The organism is Duganella paludis (assembly GCF_054461335.1).
Genome location: NZ_CM136922.1, coordinates 2,114,083 through 2,133,980, shown reverse-complemented (window position 1 = coordinate 2,133,980; position 19,898 = coordinate 2,114,083). Strand labels below are relative to the sequence as shown.

The following is a 19,898-nucleotide window of genomic DNA, read 5'->3' as shown; positions in this document are numbered from 1 at the left end:
ATCATGCGTAAATTGATCAACTACCTGGTGCTGGCGCTGGCCTGCATCTTGGCCGGTCCGCTGCGCGCGGCCGATCTGGGATCGCAGGAGGAGGCGGTGGCGATGGTGCACAAGGCCGTGGCCATGCTGGCGGAAAGCGGCAAGGACAAGACCATCGCGGAGGCCAATAATCCCAAGGGCCGCTTTGTCGACCGCGATCTGTATGTGGTGATCCACGACCTGCACGGCAAGGTGCTGGCCAATCCGGTGCTGCCGCGCATGGTGGGCGTCGATCTGTCGGGGGTGAAGGATGTCGACGGCAAGATGTTCATCAAGGAGCGCCTGGACATGCTGAAGACTGCGACCAGCGGCTGGATCGATTTCAAGTGGCCCAACTCGGTCACCAAGAATATCGAGAAGCGCTCGGTCTACTTTGAACGCGCGGGCGATCTGGTGATCACCTGCGGCATTCTGAAACAATGAAGGATGGTTATGGACGTCACAAAATATACTGGCCCCGGCGGCATGCAGGTCGAGGAGATGGGCGCGGGACGGCGCATCGTGTTCGTGCACGGCGGCGGCGCCGGCGGCGCGCTGGCGTGGAAGGCGCAGGCGCCGCTGGCGGTCGACTGGCTGCTGGTGATGCCGTCGCGGCCCGGCTACAACGGCAGCGCGCCCAATCCGTCCGGGCGCGAGGATTTCGCTTATGACGCCGGCCTGCTGGCCGAGCTGATACAGCCGGACGATCACGTGGTGGCGCATTCCTACGGCGCGGCGGTGGCCATGCTGGCGGTGGCGCAGGTGGCCCGCAAGGTGGCGTCCTTGACCATCATTGAGTCGGGCACCAGCGACATCGCCAAGGATGATGCGGCGGTAACGGCGTTCCATTACGCCGTGCTGGGACTGGCGGCGCATGCACCGGCCGATGATGAGCAGTATCTGCGGGCGCTGTTCCGCATCATCGAACCGGCGCGCGCGCTGCCGCCGGTGTTGCCGCCGCCCTTGCAGGCGTTTGCGCGGCATCTGCGGGATTTCCGTTTTCCGGCGGAGGCGGTGGTGCCGGCCGAAGCGCTGCGCAATGCCGGCGTGCCTTACCTGCACGTCTCCGGCGGCCATAGCGCGGCGTTCGAGGCCATCACCGACCGCCTGCAGCAGCGCCTCGGCGGCGAGCGCGTGGTGATCGAAGGCGGCGGCCACGCGCCGCAGCAGACCGGCGCGCCGTTCAACGCCGCGCTGGAGCGCTTCCTGCGCGGAGGTGCGGCATGACCGGCGCCCGCACGCGTACCTGCGGCAGGTTGTTGGCGGCGGCGCTGGCCGTCGGCGGCCTGGCGTCCTGCGCCGGCCATGGCGCTCCTGTCGGCCCCCTCGTCGACAGCGGCACGGTCATCCGCAACGTCACCGTGGTCGACACCCGCGACGGCGCGCTGCGTCCCGGCCAGACGCTGGTGATTGATGGCGGCAAGATCCAGCGCATCGTCGCCGGTCCGGTACGCACCGGCGGCGCCGCGCGCGAGATCGACGGCGGCGGCAAGTTCGTGGTGCCCGGCTATCTGGACATGCACACCCACGCGCTGCTGACGGCCAACAAGCCGGTCACCGCCTGGCCGCAGCTGGTGGCCCACGGCGTCACCGGCGTGCGCGAGATGGCCGGTTCGGCGCAGCTGATCCAACTGGCCCGCGCCCTCAACGCCGAGCGTGCGGCCGGCAAGTTGGTCGCGCCCGAGATCCTGGCCGTGCCCGGCGACATCCTGGCCGCGCCGTTGACGCCGGAGCAGGCCGCGCTGCGTGTGCAGCAGCAGAAAGCCATGGGCGCGGACTTCATCAAGATCGCCGGCGGCAACCATGACGGCACCTTGGCGGCACTGGCCGAAGCGCGCAGGCAGGGCCTCACCGTTTCCGGTCACATGCCGCTGGCGCTGCCGGCCGGTGAGGCGGCCGATGCGGGCTGGCACGCGGTCGAACATCTGGGCTCGGGACTGGGCATGGTGCTCGACTGTTCCAGCGCGGAAGACGCGGTGCGCGGTGCGCTATTGCGCGGGCAGGGCGCGGCGCCGCCAGCGCCGGCCATGCTGCCGCTGGCGATCGCCAGCCCGATGCTGTTCCGCGCCGCCGACGCGCCGTTCTATCAGCAGGCCATGGACGGCTACGACGAAGCCAAGTGCACGGCGCTGGCGCGTCGCCTGGCCGCGCACGGCGTATGGCAGGTGCCGACCCTGATCCGTCTGCGCACCGCCGCTTTCAGCACGGCGCCGCAGTACCGCAACGATGCGGCGCTGGCCGGTGTCGATGCCGCTACGCGCGCGTTGTGGGAGCGTCTGGCGCAGCAGTATGAGGCCACGGTGCCGGCATCGGCGGCGGCCACCTTCCAGCGTTACTACGGCCGTCAGCAGCAACTGGTGGCGCTATTGGCGCGTAACGGCGTGCCGCTGCTGGCCGGTTCGGACCTGGGCGGGATCTGGGTGATACCGGGCGTCAGCCTGCATCAGGAGTTCCGCGAGCTGGCGACGGCCGGACTGTCGCCGCTGCAGATTTTGCAGATGACGACCCTGAACGGCGCCCGCTTCCTGCAGCGCGAGGCGAGCATGGGCACGGTGGAGGCAGGGAAGAATGCGGATCTGGTGCTGCTGGACGCCAATCCGCTGGAGGATGTGGGCAACCTGTCGCGCATCTCGGCGGTGGTGCTGGGCGGGCGTTATCTGGATCGGGCGGCGATTGGGGTTTTAGTACGCTAGCGTACAGAGTGCGTAGCTCAGCAGGCATAAGATGTTTCTCACGCACTCAAACAACACCGAAAGGGATATGACCATGAATAAAATTATCGCCACTCTGATCGCCGGCCTGTTCGCCACCGCCGCCTTTGCTCAAACCTCGGATGTTGCCAAGGCCCAGGCCGAAGCCAACCAGGACGTCGCCAAAGCCCAGCAAAAAGAAGCCAAGGTCGATGCCAAGGCTGACAAGAAAGCCAACAAAGCCATCGCCAAAGCCGACAAGGCCCATGACGAAGCCCAGGCCAAAGTAGCCGTGGAACAAGCCAAAGCCAACGAAAAAGTGGCCAAGGCCGATCCTGAAGACAAAGCCAAAGCCGCCGCCAAAGGCGAAAAGTCGGTAGCCAAAGCGGAAGAGAAAGCGGAAAAGAAAACCGTGAAAGCTGACGCCAAAGCCATCAAGACCGCCGTTGACGCGACCGAAGACAAAGCCCTGGCCGCCAACAAGACCGCCGCCGTCAAAGCCAAGTCGGACGCTGAAGTGAAAGAAGCCGCCGCCAAGCACTAAGAACTAGCCCCAATCCGGGGTCAGTTCTGCCAAACGGACACGGGCCCTACCGTAGCGACAAACTACGGTAGGGCCCGTGTACCATTGGCAGAACTGACCCCGGTTTTAGACGATAGGCACCAACCCGGTCGGCTTGATCTTGGTCGCCAGCTCCTTGCCCTTGCGCGCGCGCTTGCCGAAGTGGACCGCCAGCGCCGACGCCGACAGCCGTTCTTCCTGCGCCTTGCCGCCGCGCCCCGTGCCGTACACGGTCACGCCTTTTTGGCTGATCGGCTTGGCCGCCAGCAGCGTTTCCTTGTCCGCCAGCTCGATCAGGATCACGCCGCGGCCGCCGTTGGTCAGCACCTTCATTTCATCCATGCCGAACACCAGCACCCGCGCGCCCGAGGACAGCACCGCTACCGCGCTGGCCGTGTCCGGAATCACCGTCGGCGGCAGCGGTACGTCGCCGTCGTCGAGCGTGATGAAGGACTTGCCGCCCTTGATGCGGCTGACCATGTCGCCGGCCTTGGTTTCGAAGCCGAAACCGGCGCTGGTGGCCAGCAGCAGGCGGGTCGAGGCCGCGCCCGAGAAGTAGTGCAGGATGCGCGCGCCCGGCGCCAGGTCGATCAGGGTGGTGATCGGCACGCCGTCGCCGCGCGCGTTCGGCAGCGCCGCCACCGGCACCGAGTAGACCTTGCCGTTGCTGCCGAAGGCCAGCAGGTTGTCCACCGTGCGGCATTCGAAGGCGCCGTATAGCGTGTCGCCGGCTTTGAAGGTGAATTGCGCGGCGTCGTGGCCGATGCCGGTACGTGCGCGGATCCAGCCTTTTTCCGAGATGATGACGGTGACCGGTTCGTCCACCACCTTCTGTTCCACCACCGCTTTTTGCGCTTCTTCGATCAGGGTGCGGCGGGCGTCGCCGTAGGTCTTGGCGTCGTTCTCGATTTCCTTGATGATGGCGCGTTTCATCGACGACGGGTTGTCCAGCAGGTCTTGCAGCGTCTGGCGTTCCTTGCGCAGTTCGGCCAGTTCCTGCTCGATCTTGATCGCTTCCAGCCGCGCCAGTTGGCGCAGGCGGATTTCCAGGATGTCTTCGGCCTGGATTTCGCTCAGGTTGAAGCGTTCCATCAGCGCCGCTTTCGGTTCGTCCGAGTTGCGGATGATGTGGATCACTTCATCGATGTTGAGCAGGATGGTCTGGCGGCCTTCCAGGATGTGGATGCGGGCGTCGACCTTGCCCAGCTTGAACTGCGTGCGGCGGGTGACGGTGGCGAAGCGGAAGGTGATCCATTCCTGCAGGATGTCGGTCAGACCCTTCTGGCGCGGACGGCCGTCGCCGCCGATCATCACCAGGTTGATCGAGGCCGACGATTCGAGCGAGGTGTGCGCCAGCATCATCAGCATGAATTCGGTCTGGTCCTGGTTTTTCGATTTCGGTTCGAACACCAGGCGCACCGGCGCCGCGCGGCCCGATTCGTCGCGGATGGTGTCGAGCGAATTCAGGATCAGCGATTTCAATGCCAGCTGTTCCGGCGACAGGGCTTTCTTGCCCAGCTTGATTTTCGGGTTGGTCAGTTCTTCGATTTCTTCGAGCACTTTTTGCGACGAGGTGCCCGGCGGCAGTTCGGTCACCACCGCCTGCCACTGGCCGCGCGCCAGTTCTTCGATCTTCCAGCGCGCGCGCACCTTCATCGAGCCACGGCCGGTGGCGTACATGTCGGCGATCTGCTGCGCCGGCGTGATGATCTGACCGCCGCCCGGGAAGTCCGGGCCGGGGATCAGCGCCATCAGTTCGCTGTGGCTGATTTTCGGATTGCGGATCATGGCGACGGCCGCTTGCGCCACTTCGCCCAGGTTGTGCGACGGGATTTCCGTCGCCAGGCCGACCGCGATGCCGGAGGCGCCGTTCAGCAGCACCATCGGCAGGCGGGCCGGCAGCAGGCATGGTTCTTCGGTCGAGCCGTCGTAGTTGGCCTGGAAGTCGACGGTGCCGAGGTTGATTTCGTCCATCAGCACTTTGGCGATCGGCGTCAGGCGCGCTTCGGTGTAGCGCATCGCCGCCGCGCCGTCGCCGTCGCGCGAGCCGAAGTTGCCCTGGCCGTCGACCAGCGGGTAGCGCAGCGAGAAGTCCTGCGCCATGCGCACCATGGCGTCGTACACCGATTGGTCGCCGTGCGGGTGCAGTTTACCGAGCACGTCGCCGACCACGGTGGCCGATTTGCGCGGCTTGGCGGTGCTGTTCAAGCCCATTTCGTTCATCGCGTACAGGATGCGGCGCTGCACCGGCTTCTGGCCGTCGCAGACGTCGGGCAGCGCGCGGCCCTTGACCACCGAGATGGCGTAGTCGAGGTAGGCGCGTTCGGCGAAGGTGGACAGGGTCAGCGTGTCGCCGCCGTCGCCATCGTCGCCGCCGCCCAGTGGGCCGCCGAAGCCGTCGTCGCCACCGCCGCCGTTACCGCCGTTGCCGCCGCCGAAGCCGCCGTCGCCGCCGTTGGCGGGGGCGGGCTGGCCGTGGGCGTGCGCTTCGGCGGCGGCGTGGGCCGCCGCTGCCGCCGGTGCGTGGACCGGCGCGTGCGCCGTGGCGGCCGTGGTCGCCGGCGCGGCTTGTTCTGGCTTGCCGGCCGCCGAATTCGGCGCCGGTTCGTCAAAGAGATTTGCTTGAGTCATAGTTCGGTTCTAGATTAGATATCTGCTTCGGCTTCGTTGCCGTGTTCTTCGATCCAGGCGCGGCGCGCGGCTGCTTCGCCTTTGCCCATCAGCATATTGAAGCGGGCGGCCGATTCGTTGTGGCCGAAGCCGCCCAGCGACACCGGCAGCAGGCGGCGCGTGTCCGGGTTCATGGTGGTTTCCCACAGCTGTTCGGCGTTCATCTCGCCCAGGCCTTTGAAGCGCGAGATCGACCAGGCGCCTTCCTTCAGGCCGTCCTTGCGCAGCTTGTCCTCGATGGCCACCAGCTCGCCGGCGTCCAGCGCGTACAGCTTCTGGATCGGCTTCTTGCCGCGCGCCGGCGCGTCGACGCGGTACAGCGGCGGACGGGCGATGCAGATATTCCCGTTGGCGATCAGGCCGGGGAAGTGGCGGAAGAACAGGGTCAGCAGCAGCACCTGGATGTGCGAGCCGTCGACGTCCGCATCGGACAGGATGCAGATTTTGCCGTAGCGTAGGCCCGACAGGTCGGGCGTGTCGCCGACGCCGTGCGGGTCGACGCCGATCGCCACCGAGATGTCGTGGATCTCGTTGTTGGCGAACAGGCGGTCCTTGTCGGTCTCCCACGAGTTCAAGACCTTGCCGCGCAGCGGCAGGATGGCCTGGAATTCCTTGTCGCGGCCCATTTTGGCCGAGCCGCCGGCCGAGTCGCCCTCGACCAGGAACAATTCGGTGCGGTCGGCGTCGTTCGATTCGCAGTCGGTCAACTTGCCCGGCAGGACGGCCACGCCCGAGGATTTTTTCTTTTCGACTTTTTGCGCCGAGCGCAGGCGCGACTGCGCCTGCTTGATGACCAGCTCGGCCAGCTTCTTGCCGTAGTCGACGTGGTGGTTCAGCCACAGTTCCAGCGCCGGCTTGGAGTAGGTCGAGACCAGGCGCACGGCGTCGCGCGAATTCAGGCGTTCCTTGATCTGGCCCTGGAATTGCGGGTCCAGCACCTTGGCCGACAGCACGAAGGAGGTGCGCGCGAACACGTCTTCCGGCAGCAGCTTGACGCCTTTCGGCAGCAGCGAGTGCATTTCGACGAAGTTTTTCACCGCGCCGTACAGGCCGTCGCGCAGGCCCGATTCGTGGGTGCCGCCGTTGGGCGTGGGAATCAGGTTGACGTAGGATTCGCGCACCACGGCGCCTTGCTCGGTCCACGCCACCACCCACGAGGCGCCTTCGCCCTCGGCGAAGCCTTCGGCGTCGGGGCCGGCGAACTGCTCGCCTTCGAACAGCGGGATCAGGGTTTCGCCGTCGGTGGCTTGCGCCAGCGCTTCGGTCAGGTAGCCGCGCAGGCCGTCGTTGTATTGCCAGGTCTGCGATTCGCCGGTCTTGGCGTTGTTCAGCGTGACCGAGACGCCCGGCAGCAGCACCGCTTTCGAGCGCAGCAGGCGTTGCAGCTCGGTCTGCGAGATGGCGGCCGAGTCGAAATACTTGGCGTCCGGCCAGGCGGTGACGCGGGTGCCGGACTTCTTGCCGTCGCGCGGGGCGGGCACGGAGGTCAGCGGCTCGACCACGTCGCCGTGCTCGAAGACCAGGTGGTGCAGGCCGGTGCCGTTGGGCTCCTTGCGCCAGACGGTGATCTCCAGGCGCTTGGACAGGGCGTTGGTGACCGACACGCCGACGCCGTGCAGGCCGCCGGAGAACGCATAGGCGCCGCCGCTGCCCTTGTCGAACTTGCCGCCCGCGTGCAGGCGCGTGAACACGATTTCCACCGTCGGCACGCCTTCTTCCGGGTGCAGGCCGACCGGGATGCCGCGGCCGTCGTCTTCGACCGTGATGCTGCCGTCGGCGTTCTGGGTGACGATGATGGTGTTGCAGTTGCCGCCCAGCGCTTCATCGGCGGCATTGTCGATCACCTCCTGGATGATGTGCAGCGGGTTCTCGGTACGGGTGTACATGCCCGGTCGCTGCTTGACGGGTTCCAGGCCCTTGAGGACGCGGATGGATGATTCGCTGTAGTCGGAAACGGGTTTTTTAGTGGCCATACGTGCAAGCTTGTTTTCTTGATACTGGGTTTATGTACAGTTCATGCATTGTTTTGCGTATTCTATCCTCAACTGCGGGCGCTGGCGGGCAAAAATTGCGCACCGCGCAATTTATACACGATGTTTACAACGCCGGCCCGCCTTTTTAGACCGTTTTTACGGCGCGGTCGATAAGCTTTCCGGTATTGAAACGATCAACCGGAGGTTCGTCATGCACGCCTTTTTCCCTACCAAAGCCGCTCAACGCCGCGTCCAGGCGCCGCGCCCGTACCTGATGCAGCTGACGGTGGACGCGGCGGCGGTGACCGATTTGCGCGCGCTGGTGGTGCGCACCTGCGGCGACGCCATGGAATTCATGCGGGTGGAAGCCTGCGACCACGGCGCCCGCGTCAAGGTCTGGCTGTGCCTCTCGCGTGCCTTGGCGGGGCAGGTGATGGAGGCGGTGATGCGCGCCTTGCCGGGCGCCGAATTCGGCCGCATGACCACAAAATTTTCCCCCACTGATAGGAAGTAATATGATGCAAAAATTAGTGCTCGCTGCGGCCTTGGCCGCTGCTTTTTCCGTCCATGCCGAGGAAGCGGCCGTGCCGGACAACGCGGTCAGCTTCAACGTCGCGGCCATCAGCGACTACCGTTATCGCGGCATTTCGCAAACGCGCTTGCAGCCGGCGTTGCAGGGCGGCGCCGATTACGTGAATAATCCGACCGGTTTCTACGCCGGCGCCTGGGCCTCGACCATCACCTGGATCAAGGATGCGGGCGGCGACGGCAGCGTGGAGCTGGACCTGTATGCCGGCAAGCGCCGACAGGTGAGCGAGGCCGTGTCGTATGACGTGGGCGTGCTGACCTATGTATATGCAGCGAATGCGCTGGCGGTCAGCGCCAACACCACCGAAGTCTACGGCCAGCTCGGTTACGGCCCGGCGTATGTGAAGTACTCGCATTCGGTGACCAATCTGTTCGGCTTTGCAGACAGCAAAAACAGCGGTTACCTGGACCTGGGCGCCAACATCGACGCCGGCGATGGCTACACGGTCAACCTGCACGCCGGCCGTCAGGACGTCAAGCACAACGACGCAGCTTCCTACAGCGACTGGAAGCTGGGCGTGACCAAGGACTTCGGCGTGGTCACCGGCGCGCTGGCCGTCATTGGCACCAACGCCAACGAATCGGCCTACACCTCCGCCGCCAACGGCAAATTCCTCGGCAAGACCGCGCTGCAGCTGACCATCAGCAAAGTGTTCTAAGAGGTCGGCGGGCGCGCTGCGGCATGCTGCTTGCCGTGTTTGTCGCGTTTGTTTTTCCGGCGATGCTTGCCGGCCTTGCCGGACGCCCCGGGCCGGCCTGACTGTCTGGCTGGCGCCGCCGGCATGGCAGGCGGTGCCGGCATCAAGGGGCCGGGCGCTGTCGACTGCTGCGGTTCGGCGGCGCCAAACAGGCGCGCTATCAAGGCTTTCTGCTGCGCGCGGCAAGTGTCGGCCAGTATCCATTGTTCGCTGCCGGGAAAACGCAGCCAGACGGCTTTCCAGGCATTGCGATTACCGCTGCCCTGCAAGTTGGCGAAGGCGGACGGTGATAGCGATTGTTCGCCACAGCGGATTTCACTCCCCTGCACGACCGCGAAATACTGCACGCGGCCAAAGCTGGCGCGTAGCCGGGTACCTTCCGGCAGGAAGACCTGCTTCCATTGATAGCCGGTGTCATAGCCAGCGTCATTGCCGGTGCCGGCCACGGCGGCTTGCTGCTGGGGCGACGCGGACTTGGGCTGCATGTAGGCGCGAATGGCGTCGCAAATGACGGGTTCTATCTCCCAGCCGCACCAGTGCACGCCGCTGAAAGCACCTAATTCTTCCAACACTTCGTTCGGCAGGCGAACGGGAAAGCTGACCATACCCATGGTGGGTCTCCAAAAAAAGCGGTTTTGCTAAACGCTGCTAGTTTCGGCTAAGCGTTACTACAGCGCGCTATGGCTTACTAAAATATCGAGGGAGCATGAGTATTAGAGTAAGCGCACGGGCTGTTAGTTCCCTTTATAAGCAATGAGTAGTGGATAGCACGTTATAGGAAATTTTAGTAAAACGCCGAAAAAAAAGACCCCCACCCTATATCCTCCCAGCGGGTCGGAAGATTTCGCGGTAGAGATGGCGTACTTCCGGCGCGCACAATTTGCGCTCCTGCTTGTGGGCCGGGAGTTCAAGTTCGCTGTGGCGCGTGTGATAGGTATCGGCGCTGTCGTCGAGCACCAGCATATCGGCCAGGCGGGCTTGCGGCAGCTGGGCGACGAAGACCAGCAGACAGCCGGTTTGATACGCAGTCAGGGGACGGCGACCATGCGCGACAGCCACGAGCAGGTGGGCGGCGGGATTGGCGCGCTGCGCCAGTTGCAGGCGCGACAGCAAGGAGGCACAGGCGTCCGGTTGTTTCAGCGATTCCGGCTGCAGCAGCGTCAGGATGACGCTGGCGCGCGTCAGCGATGCATCGGCCTTGAGCGCGACATTCAGCGCGCCTTGCGGCGAGGCGTCGATCACCAGATCATCGTATAGCTGCGCATCGTAGGCGCAGGGATGGGGCGAAACCAGCAGCACGCGTTTGCCAGCAGCCACGCGCAACATGGCGAGATCCTCGGCCAGATCGGCGACGGCGCTGTCGCCATCCATGCCCGTCAGGGCGACGATCATACGGCCGCCATCGCGTGGGCCAGCGAATAGCGCACCGAATCCGGCTTCGCGCCCGCCGCCGCCGGGCGGTACGGCGGCATGCCGTCCAGCGCTTCCAGCGCGCCGGCCAGTTTTTCCTTGCAAGCCAAGGTGGCAGGCACCATCGGCAAGCGCAGTTCCTCGCGCATCGAGCCCTGCATACTCAGCGCAGCCTTGAGCGGCGCGGGATTCGGCTCGGAGAACAGCAACTGCATCATCGGCAGCAGCGCGTTCGCCAGCGCCCGCGCTTCGGCCAACCGCTGCGCGCGCACCAGATCCGTCATCTGCCGCAGACTGCCGCCGGCTTCCTTGATGGCGGCAAATTGCGGCCGCTGTGCCAGCCGGCACGCCGTGGCGAGTTCCAGTTTGACGCCGGTGCGCGCCGGCACGTTGTACAACACAATCGGCCGCGCGGTCGCATCGGCGATGGTCTCGAAATGCCGCAGCAAACCCTCCTGCGACGGCCGCACATAGGCCGGCGTCGACACCAGGTAACCGGCCAGATCGGCATCGTCAAACTCCAGCAGCCGGCTGGCGGCGTCAAAAGTATCGCTGCCGCCTATGCCCATCAGCACCGGAGAACGCCTGCGCGCCACCTCCAGCACCGCCGCCAAGGCCGCGCTCTGCTCGGCCAAGTCCAGCTGCGGCGCCTCGCCGGTGGTGCCGCACACCACCAGCCCGTGGACGCCGTCGTCCACCACGCGCTCGGCCAGCCGTTGCAGGCCCTCCAGATCGATCTCGCCGTGGTGCATCGGCGTCACCAGCGGCACCCAGATGCCGTGTAAAGAAGTCAGCATGATGTTTCCATGTAGTTGCGATGGATTCAGCGTAGCCAAGCGCCCGTAAAAACGTTCTAAAGAATCCCCCATCGTCCGTAAACAAAACATAAATTTTTACGCTTTGTTTACACCCCGCCGGAAAGTCTTTACAAAATCTTTAGACCCTTCTGGCTAAGCTTCACCGTATCAAAACAAGACCTGTGAGGGTGTGATGGACTTAGTATTTATCGGAGCAACGCTGCTCTTCTTCATCGTGACCGCGGCCATGGCCGCCGGCTGCGACAAGCTGGGAGGCCAGCCATGAACACGTTCTACGTCATCGGCGCCATCGCGGCGGCCGGCCTGCTGGTCTACCTGGTGGTGGCCCTGTTGAAAGCGGAGGAACTCTGACATGACCATGCAATCGATCCTGCTGCTGGTGGTCTTCCTGGCCGTGCTGCTGGCACTGGCCTGGCCGCTCGGCATCGTGCTGGCCCGCGTCGGCGAGGGCGCCGACGCCCGCGTGCCCGGCCTTGGCTGGCTGGCCAAACTGGAACACTTGATCTACCGCGCCGCCGGCGTCAACCCGAAGGAAGGCCAGGGCTGGAAATCCTATGCCGTCGCACTGCTGTTGTTCAGCGTGATCGGCGCGTTGGTCACCTACGGCCTGCAACGGGTGCAAGTCTGGCTGCCGCTCAACCCGCAGGCGCTGGGCAACGTCAGCCCCGACTCCGCTTTCGACACCGCCGTCAGCTTTGTCGCCAACACCAACTGGCAAGGCTACAGCGGCGAACAGACCATGAGCTACCTGACCCAGATGCTGGCGCTGGCCGCGCAAAACTTCTTCTCGGCCGCCACCGGCATGGCCGTGGCGTATGCGCTGATTCGCGGCTTCGCCTCGCGTTCGGCCAAATCGATCGGCAACTTCTGGGTCGACATCACCCGCGCCACCCTGTACGTGCTGCTGCCGCTGTCGTTGCTGCTGGCGGTGTTCCTGATGGGGCAGGGCGTGATCCAGAACTTCTCGGCGTATAAGGACGTGACGCTGCTCGACCCGGTCACCTACAGCCAGCCGAAAGCCGACGGCAGCGGCAGCGAAACGCTGACCGCCACCACGCAGACCATCGCCATGGGGCCGGTCGCCTCGCAGGAAGCGATCAAGATGTTGGGCACCAACGGCGGCGGCTTCTTCAACGCCAACTCGGCCCACCCGTATGAAAATCCGACCGCGCTGAGCAACTTCGCGCAGATGCTGGCCATCTTCCTGATCCCGGCCGGGCTGTGCTTCGCCTTCGGCCGCATGGTCGGCGACCAGCGCCAGGGCTGGGCCGTGCTGGGCGCGATGACCATCCTGTTCGCCGCCTGCACGCTGGTGGTGCTGGGCGCCGAGCAGACCGCGCATCCGGGCCTGCAGGCGCTCAACGTCGACCAGAGTGCCAGCGCCCTACAGTCCGGCGGCAACATGGAAGGCAAGGAAACCCGCTTCGGCATCAGCGCCTCGGCCCTGTTCGCGGCCGTCACCACCGCCGCCTCCTGCGGCGCGGTCAACGCCATGCACGACTCCTTCATGCCGCTGGGCGGCATGATCCCGATGCTGCTGATCCAGTTCGGCGAAGTGATCTTCGGCGGCGTCGGCTCCGGCCTGTACGGCATGCTGATCTTCGCCATCATGGCCGTCTTCATCGCCGGCCTGATGATAGGCCGCACGCCGGAATACCTGGGCAAGAAAATCCAGGCCTACGAAATGAAGATGACCGCCATCGCCATCCTGGTCACGCCGACCCTGGTGCTGGCCGGCACCGCGATCGCCGTCATGTCCGAGGCCGGCCGCGCCGGCATCGCCAACCCCGGCGCCCACGGCTTCTCGGAAATCCTGTACGCCTTCAGCTCGGCCGCCAACAACAACGGCAGCGCCTTCGCCGGGCTGTCGGCCAACACGCCGTTCTACAACACCCTGCTGGCCATCGCCATGTGGTTCGGCCGCTTCGCCATGATCGTGCCGATCCTGGCCATCGCCGGCTCGCTGGCCGGCAAGCAGCGCCTGGCCGCCAACGCCGGCACCATGCCGACCCACGGCGCCATGTTCATCGGCCTGCTGTGCGGCGTGGTGGCCCTGGTCGGCGTACTGAATTATGTCCCGGCGCTGGCGCTCGGCCCCGTGGTCGACCACCTGCAGCTGTTTGCCAAATAAGGAAGCATCATGTCATCTACAACGCAAAAAGAGGCCACGCTGTTCACCAATCCGCCGGCCAAAAAGCTCAACATGTTCGACTCGCAGCTGGTGCTGCCGGCGATCGCCGACTCGTTCCGCAAGCTGCACCCGCGCACCCAGTTGCGCAGCCCGGTGATGTTCGTGGTCTACGTCGGCAGCATCATCACCACCTTGCTGGCGGCGCAGGCGCTGGGCGGCAAGGGCGAAGCCTCGTTCGGCTTCATCGCCGCCACCGCCGTCTGGTTGTGGTTCACGATGTTGTTCGCCAACTTCGCCGAAGCGCTGGCCGAAGGCCGCAGCAAGGCGCAGGCGGCCTCGCTGCGCAGCCTGAAACAAAGCGTCACCGCCAAGAAGCTGGCCACGCCCAAGCACGGCACCACCTGGCTGCCGCAGCCGGCGCTGGAGCTGCGCAAGGGCCATTACATCCTGGTCGAAGCGGGCGACGTCATCCCGATCGACGGTGAAGTGATCGAAGGCGTGGCCTCGGTCGACGAAAGCGCCATCACCGGCGAATCGGCGCCGGTGATCCGCGAGTCCGGCGGCGACTTTTCGTCCGTCACCGGCGGCACCCGCGTGCTGTCGGACTGGCTGGTGGTGCGCGTGACCGCCAATCCCGGCGAGACCTTCCTCGACCGCATGATCACCATGGTGGAAGGCGCCAAGCGCCAGAAGACGCCGAACGAGATCGCCCTGACCATCCTGCTGGTGGCGCTGACCATCGTGTTCCTGGTGGTGACCGTGACGCTGCTGCCGTTCTCGCTGTTCGCGGCCGATGCCGCCAGCGCCGCCGGCGCGGCCAGCAGTCCGGTCACCATCACGGTGCTGATCGCGCTGCTGGTGTGCCTGATTCCGACCACCATCGGCGGCCTGCTGTCGGCCATCGGCGTGGCCGGCATGAGCCGCATGATGCAAGCCAACGTGATCGCCACCTCGGGCCGCGCGGTGGAAGCGGCCGGCGACGTCGACGTGCTGCTGCTCGACAAAACCGGCACCATCACGCTGGGCAACCGCCAGGCCTCGGCCTTCTTCGCCGCGCCGGGCGTCAGCGAACAGCAGCTGGCCGACGTGGCGCAACTGGCCTCGCTGGCCGACGACACGCCGGAAGGCCGCAGCATCGTGGTGCTGGCCAAGCAGAAGTTCAACATCCGCGAGCGTGAAATGGCGACGCTGAACGCCAGCTTCGTGCCGTTCACCGCGCAAACCCGCATGAGCGGCATCGACATCGGCGATGCTGGCGCAGCCGGCGAGGGCGCCGCGCCGCGCCGCATCCGCAAGGGCGCGGCCGACACGGTGCGCCTATATGTCGAATCGCTGGGCCAGCCGTATCCGGCCGAGGTGGCGCGCAACGTCGACGACATCTCGCGCCGTGGCAGCACGCCGCTGGTGGTGGTCGACGGCGGCCGCGTGATGGGCGTGGTCGAGCTGAAGGACATCGTCAAGGGCGGCATCAAGGAGCGCTTCGCCGAACTGCGCCGCATGGGCATCAAGACCGTGATGATCACCGGCGACAACAAGTTGACCGCCGCCGCCATCGCCGCCGAAGCGGGCGTGGACGACTTCCTGGCCGAAGCCACGCCGGAAGACAAGCTGAAACTGATCCGCAGCTACCAGGCCGAAGGCCGCCTGGTGGCCATGACCGGCGACGGCACCAACGACGCCCCGGCGCTGGCGCAGGCCGACGTCGCCGTGGCCATGAACTCCGGCACCCAGGCCGCCAAGGAAGCCGGCAACATGGTCGACCTGGATTCGAACCCGACCAAGCTGCTGGAGATCGTCGAAATCGGCAAGCAGATGCTGATGACGCGCGGCTCGCTGACCACGTTCTCGATCTCCAACGACATCGCCAAATACTTCGCCATCATCCCGGCGGCGTTCGTGGGCACCTTCCCGCAACTGAAGGCGCTGGACGTGATGCAGCTATCCAGCCCATCGTCGGCCATCATGTCGGCGGTGATCTTCAATGCGCTGATCATCGTGGTGCTGATCCCGTTGGCGCTGAAAGGCGTGCAATACCGCGCCATCGGCGCCGTCGCACTGCTGCGCCGCAACCTGCTGCTGTACGGCGTGGGCGGCATCATCCTGCCGTTCATCGGCATCAAGGCCATCGACATGCTGCTGGCCGCATTCAACCTGGTTTAAGGAGTTCAACATGACCTCGCAACTTCGTCCCGCCGTCACCGTGTTTGCCGCACTGACCCTGCTCTGCGGCGTGCTGTACCCGCTGGCAGTGACCGGCATCGGCGCCGCCGCCTTCCCGGCGCAGGCGGCCGGCAGCATCGTTGAAGTCAACGGCAAGGCGATCGGCTCGTCGCTGATCGGCCAGGCCTACACCTCGCCGCGCTACTTCTGGGGCCGCCCGTCGGCCACCGGCCCGATGCCGAACAACGCCGCCGGCTCCGGCGGCGCCAACCAGGGCCCCAACCACCCGGCCCTGATGGACGCCGTCAAAGGCCGCATCGACGCCCTGCGCGCGGCCGAATCGGCCGCCGGCGCGGTCAACACGGCGCCGATCCCGGTCGACCTGGTGACCGCCTCGGCCAGCGGCCTCGATCCCGAGATCAGCCTGGCGGCCGCGCGCTACCAGGCCGGCCGCATCGCCGCCGCGCGCAAGATCAGCCATGAGCAGGTACTGGCGCTGATCGCGCGCGAAGCGCAGAAACAGTGGTTCGGCTTCTTCGGCGAAGCGCGCGTCAACGTGCTGGCGCTCAATCTCGCGCTCGACTCGGCGCTGAGTTCGGCCCCTGCGCGCAGCGCGCAGCACGCGCAGCCGTCCGCCAAGGGGTAAAATCCGCGCATGGCCATGTTCCCCTCCGACTCGATAAGACCCGACCCCGATGCGCTGCTGGCGCAGGTGCAGGCGCAGGAGCGCAAGGCCGCGCGCGGCAAGCTGCGCATCTACTTCGGCGCCTCGGCCGGCGTCGGCAAAACCTACGCCATGCTGGCCGCCGCCCGCAAGCTGCAGGAAGCCGGCCAGCCGGTGCTGGTGGGCGTGGTGGAAACCCACGGCCGCGCCGACACCGCCGCCATGCTGGCCGGCCTGCCGCTGCTGCCGCCGCGCGTGGTGGACTACCGCGACAAGCGCATCGCCGAATTCGACCTCGACGGCGCGCTGGCGCTGCGCCCACCGCTGATCCTGATGGACGAACTGGCGCACTCCAACGCGCCCGGCTCGCGCCATCCCAAGCGTTGGCAGGACGTCGACGAACTGCTCGACGCCGGCATCGACGTGCTCACCACCGTCAACGTCCAGCACCTGGAAAGCCTGAACGACGTGGTGGGCGGCATCACCGGCGTGCGCGTGGCCGAAACCCTGCCCGACACCGTGTTCGACCAGGCCGACGAAGTGGTGCTGGTCGACGTGCCGGCCGACGAACTGCTGGCGCGCCTGCGCGGCGGCAAGGTGTACCAGGCCGCGCAAGCCGAGCGGGCCGCCAAGCACTTCTTCCGCAAGGGGAACCTGATCGCGCTGCGCGAGCTGGCGCTGCGGCGCACGGCCGACCGCATCGAAGACGACGTGCGCGCCTACCGCGTCGAAAAATCCATCGGCGACATCTGGAAAACCGGCGCCGCGCTGCTGGCCTGCATCGGCCCGCGCGCCGACGGCGAACACACGGTGCGCAGCACGGCGCGGCTGGCCGGGCAGCTGGGCACGGGCTGGCACGCCGTGTACGTCGAAACGCCGGCGCTGCAGCGGCTGCCGGATTCCCAGCGCGAACAGATATTGAAAACGCTGAAACTGGCCGAAGACCTGGGCGCCAGCACCGCCGTGCTGTCGGGGTCCGACATCGCGCTGACGGCGCTCGACTACGCGCGCAGCCACAACCTGTCCAAGCTGGTGCTGGGCCGCGCGCACCGCAGCTGGCCGTGGCGCACGCCGCACCTGAAACGGCTGGCCGGCTACGCGCCGGACCTCGACCTGATCGAAATCGGCGTCCCCCGCAACGGCCCGCCGGCCGCCGGCGCGCAAGGCGCAGCCCAGCGTCCCGTCACCGATGGCGTGGATGGCATGGATGGCTTGAGCGGCGGCGCGGCGCCCGACCAGCGGCACCGCGCTACCGGCTACCTCGTCGCGGCGGTGGCCAGCATCGCCACCGCGCTGGCCACCACGCCGTTGCTGACCTATCTCGACCTGGCCAACATCGCCATGCTGTTCCTGCTGGTGGTGGTGCTGGTCGCGGTGCGCTACGGTCGCGGACCGTCGGTGCTGGCGACCTGCCTCAGCGTGGCGAGCTTCGACTTCTTCTTCGTGCCGCCACGCTTCACCATGGCCGTCAGCGACTTTCAATACGTGATCACCTTCCTGGTGATGCTGGCGGTGGGCCTGATCACCGGCCACCTGACGGCCGGCCTGCGCTTCCAGGCGCGCGTCGCCTCGCACCGCGAACGGCGCTCGCGCGCGCTGTACGAATTCGCCCGCGAGCTGTCCGGCGCGCTGCAAACGGAGCAGGTTTTCGAGACCACGCAAAGCGTCATCCAGCGCGCCTTCCGCGCGCGCGCCACGCTGCTGCTGCCGGACGCCGACGGCCGCCTGCAGCCGCCGCCGCCCGACCCGGCTCCGATGTCGTCGCTGTCGTCGCTCGATAGCGGCATCGCCCAATGGGCCTTCGACCACGCCGAACCGGCCGGCCTGGGCACGGACACGTTGCCGGCCAGCCGCATCTTCTACCTGCCGCTGGTGGCGCCGATGCGCACGCGCGGCGTGCTGGCGATCGAGCCGGTGCAGCGGCGCTGGATCCTGATCCCCGAACAACGCCAGCAACTCGACGCCTTCGCCGCGCTGGCCGCCATCGCGCTGGAGCGGGTGCACTACATCGACGTCGCCCAGAACGCGCTGGTCAGCATGGAATCGGAACGGCTGCGCAACTCGCTGCTGGCGGCGCTGTCGCACGACCTGCGCACGCCACTGACCTCGCTGGTCGGCCTGTCCGAGGCGCTGGCCGGCTCCCGGCCCGCGCTGGACGCGGCCCAGCTGGACACCGCGCGCGCGCTGCACGCCGAAGCCCTGCGCATGAGCACCCTGGTCACCAACCTGCTCGACATGGCGCGCATCCAGAGCGGCGACGTGCACCTCAACCTGCAATGGCAGCCGCTGGAAGAAGTGGTGGGCAGCGCCTTGCGCGCCAGCGCCGCGCAACTGGGCGCGCACCGCGTCGGCACGCGCCTGCCGCCGGACCTGCCGCTGCTGCGCTACGACGCCGTGCTGATCGAACGCGTGCTGGCCAACCTGCTGGAAAACGCCGCCAAATACACGCCGCCCGGCGCCCGCATCGAAATCGGCGCGGCGCTGCACGGCGCCTGGATCAACGTCATGGTTTATGATGACGGCCCGGGGCTGCCGGCGGGGCGCGAAGAAGCGCTGTTCGAAAAATTCACCCGCGGCGAGCGCGAATCGGCCAAGCCGGGCGTGGGACTGGGGCTGGCGATCTGCCGCGCCATCGTCGAAGCGCACGGCGGCAGGATCACCGCCGCCAGCGGACCGGGCGCCTCGCCGCTGGGCGGCGCCGCCTTCACCATCACCCTGCCGCTGGGCACACCACCGGCCATGCCGGACGAGGAAAGCAATGAATGACAGCGCACCGACCGCCCTGCTGGTCGAAGACGAACCGCAGATCCGCCGCTTCGTGCGCGCCGCGCTGGAAGAGGAGGGCTGGCAGGTGCACGAAGCGCCGGGCCTGCAGCGCGGCCTGATCGACGCCGGCACGCGCAAACCGGACCTGATCGTGCTGGACCTCGGCCTGCCGGACGGCGACGGCATCGACTTCGTCACCGACCTGCGCAAATGGTCGACGGTGCCGGTGATCGTGCTATCGGCGCGGGTGGGCGAGGCCGACAAGATCCGCGCACTCGACGCCGGCGCCGACGACTATCTCACCAAGCCGTTCGGCACCGGCGAGCTGCTGGCACGCGTGCGCGCCACCTTGCGCCGGCAGCGCCAGCCGGCGGCCAGCAACGATGGCGTGGTGCGCTTCGGCGAGGTGGCGGTGGACTTGCAGAACCGGCGCGTGACGCGCGGCGGCGAGAACGTGCATCTGACGCCGACCGAATACCGCCTGCTGGCGGTACTGGTGGCCAACGCCGGGCGCGTGATGACCAACCCGCAGTTGCTGCGCGCGGTGTGGGGGCCGTCGCAATCGGAAAACGGCCACTACCTGCGCATCTACATGGGCCATTTGCGCCACAAGCTGGAAGCCGATCCCACCCAACCGCGCTACCTGCTCACGGAAACCGCCGTCGGTTACCGCCTGCAACTGCCGTAAACCGGGGTCAGTTCTGCCAATCGCACACGGGCTCATGTACCATTGGCAGAACTGACCCCGGT

17 protein-coding genes are annotated in these 19,898 nt (G+C 66.5%); 12 read left to right on the top strand and 5 right to left on the bottom strand.

What is annotated here, in order from left to right; genetic code table 11:
* Positions 1–3 precede the first annotated feature (3 nt).
* From ACXZ1M_RS09625 to ACXZ1M_RS09610, 4 genes are all read left to right on the top strand, one after another.
* Positions 4–462, top strand: coding sequence for a cache domain-containing protein (locus ACXZ1M_RS09625; RefSeq protein ID WP_459052942.1), 459 nt, complete (start codon positions 4–6; stop codon positions 460–462).
* A 9-nt stretch (positions 463–471) separates the two neighbouring features.
* Positions 472–1,245 carry an alpha/beta fold hydrolase gene (locus tag ACXZ1M_RS09620; protein ID WP_459052941.1) on the top strand — a complete coding sequence of 258 codons (774 nt, stop codon included), beginning with the start codon at positions 472–474 and terminating at the stop codon, positions 1,243–1,245.
* The gene (locus ACXZ1M_RS09615; protein ID WP_459052940.1) at positions 1,242–2,711 is read left to right on the top strand and encodes an amidohydrolase family protein; all 1,470 of its coding nucleotides are present in this window, start codon (positions 1,242–1,244) and stop codon (positions 2,709–2,711) included. Before ACXZ1M_RS09620 ends, ACXZ1M_RS09615 begins: the two co-directional genes overlap by 4 nt.
* Positions 2,712–2,784: 73 nt before the next feature.
* Positions 2,785–3,252: a hypothetical protein gene (locus ACXZ1M_RS09610; RefSeq protein ID WP_459052939.1), complete on the top strand. Its 468-nt coding sequence runs from the start codon at positions 2,785–2,787 to the stop codon at positions 3,250–3,252.
* 105 nt (positions 3,253–3,357) lie between these two features.
* Here ACXZ1M_RS09610 and parC read toward each other — a convergent pair whose 3' ends face one another.
* Both parC and ACXZ1M_RS09600 read right to left on the bottom strand, forming a co-directional pair.
* A complete protein-coding gene (gene parC, locus ACXZ1M_RS09605) occupies positions 3,358–5,901 on the bottom strand; it encodes a DNA topoisomerase IV subunit A (protein WP_459052938.1) in 2,544 nt (847 codons plus the stop codon).
* A gap of 14 nt (positions 5,902–5,915) precedes the next feature.
* The gene (locus ACXZ1M_RS09600) at positions 5,916–7,913 is read right to left on the bottom strand and encodes a DNA topoisomerase IV subunit B (RefSeq protein ID WP_459052937.1); all 1,998 of its coding nucleotides are present in this window, start codon (positions 7,911–7,913) and stop codon (positions 5,916–5,918) included.
* 211 nt (positions 7,914–8,124) lie between these two features.
* On the opposite strand from ACXZ1M_RS09600, the gene ACXZ1M_RS09595 reads away from it, so the two are divergent.
* Entirely contained in the window at positions 8,125–8,427 is a 303-nt protein-coding gene (locus tag ACXZ1M_RS09595) for a hypothetical protein (RefSeq protein ID WP_459052936.1), read from the top strand.
* A 4-nt stretch (positions 8,428–8,431) separates the two neighbouring features.
* The gene (locus ACXZ1M_RS09590) at positions 8,432–9,160 is read left to right on the top strand and encodes a TorF family putative porin (protein ID WP_459053989.1); all 729 of its coding nucleotides are present in this window, start codon (positions 8,432–8,434) and stop codon (positions 9,158–9,160) included.
* Here ACXZ1M_RS09590 and ACXZ1M_RS09585 read toward each other — a convergent pair.
* From ACXZ1M_RS09585 to ACXZ1M_RS09575, 3 genes are all read right to left on the bottom strand, one after another.
* Complete coding sequence (locus ACXZ1M_RS09585; protein WP_459052935.1) at positions 9,157–9,810, bottom strand: hypothetical protein; 654 nt, start codon at positions 9,808–9,810, stop codon at positions 9,157–9,159. The two genes, ACXZ1M_RS09590 and ACXZ1M_RS09585, sit on opposite strands and share 4 nt — an antisense overlap.
* A gap of 205 nt (positions 9,811–10,015) precedes the next feature.
* Positions 10,016–10,591: a hypothetical protein gene (locus ACXZ1M_RS09580; protein WP_459052934.1), complete on the bottom strand. Its 576-nt coding sequence runs from the start codon at positions 10,589–10,591 to the stop codon at positions 10,016–10,018.
* The gene (locus ACXZ1M_RS09575; protein WP_459052933.1) at positions 10,588–11,406 is read right to left on the bottom strand and encodes a dihydrodipicolinate synthase family protein; all 819 of its coding nucleotides are present in this window, start codon (positions 11,404–11,406) and stop codon (positions 10,588–10,590) included. Before ACXZ1M_RS09575 ends, ACXZ1M_RS09580 begins: the two co-directional genes overlap by 4 nt.
* Positions 11,407–11,688: 282 nt before the next feature.
* Between ACXZ1M_RS09575 and kdpF the strand changes: the two genes are divergently transcribed.
* Genes kdpF through kdpE form a run of 6 tightly spaced genes read left to right on the top strand, consistent with a single transcriptional unit; the run spans position 11,689 to position 19,836 of the window.
* The gene (kdpF, locus tag ACXZ1M_RS09570) at positions 11,689–11,778 is read left to right on the top strand and encodes a K(+)-transporting ATPase subunit F (protein WP_459052932.1); all 90 of its coding nucleotides are present in this window, start codon (positions 11,689–11,691) and stop codon (positions 11,776–11,778) included.
* Position 11,779: 1 nt separating this feature from the next.
* A complete protein-coding gene (gene kdpA / locus ACXZ1M_RS09565; protein ID WP_459052931.1) occupies positions 11,780–13,558 on the top strand; it encodes a potassium-transporting ATPase subunit KdpA in 1,779 nt (592 codons plus the stop codon).
* Between the two features lie 9 nt (positions 13,559–13,567).
* On the top strand, positions 13,568–15,718 hold the full coding sequence (gene kdpB / locus ACXZ1M_RS09560; RefSeq protein ID WP_459052930.1) for a potassium-transporting ATPase subunit KdpB: 2,151 nt from the start codon (positions 13,568–13,570) through the stop codon (positions 15,716–15,718).
* A 10-nt stretch (positions 15,719–15,728) separates the two neighbouring features.
* Entirely contained in the window at positions 15,729–16,364 is a 636-nt protein-coding gene (gene kdpC / locus ACXZ1M_RS09555; RefSeq protein ID WP_459052929.1) for a potassium-transporting ATPase subunit KdpC, read from the top strand.
* Positions 16,365–16,379: 15 nt separating this feature from the next.
* A complete protein-coding gene (gene kdpD / locus ACXZ1M_RS09550; protein ID WP_459053988.1) occupies positions 16,380–19,148 on the top strand; it encodes a two-component system sensor histidine kinase KdpD in 2,769 nt (922 codons plus the stop codon).
* Positions 19,141–19,836 carry a two-component system response regulator KdpE gene (gene kdpE, locus ACXZ1M_RS09545; protein ID WP_459052928.1) on the top strand — a complete coding sequence of 232 codons (696 nt, stop codon included), beginning with the start codon at positions 19,141–19,143 and terminating at the stop codon, positions 19,834–19,836. Before kdpD ends, kdpE begins: the two co-directional genes overlap by 8 nt.
* Positions 19,837–19,898: the final 62 nt, after the last annotated feature.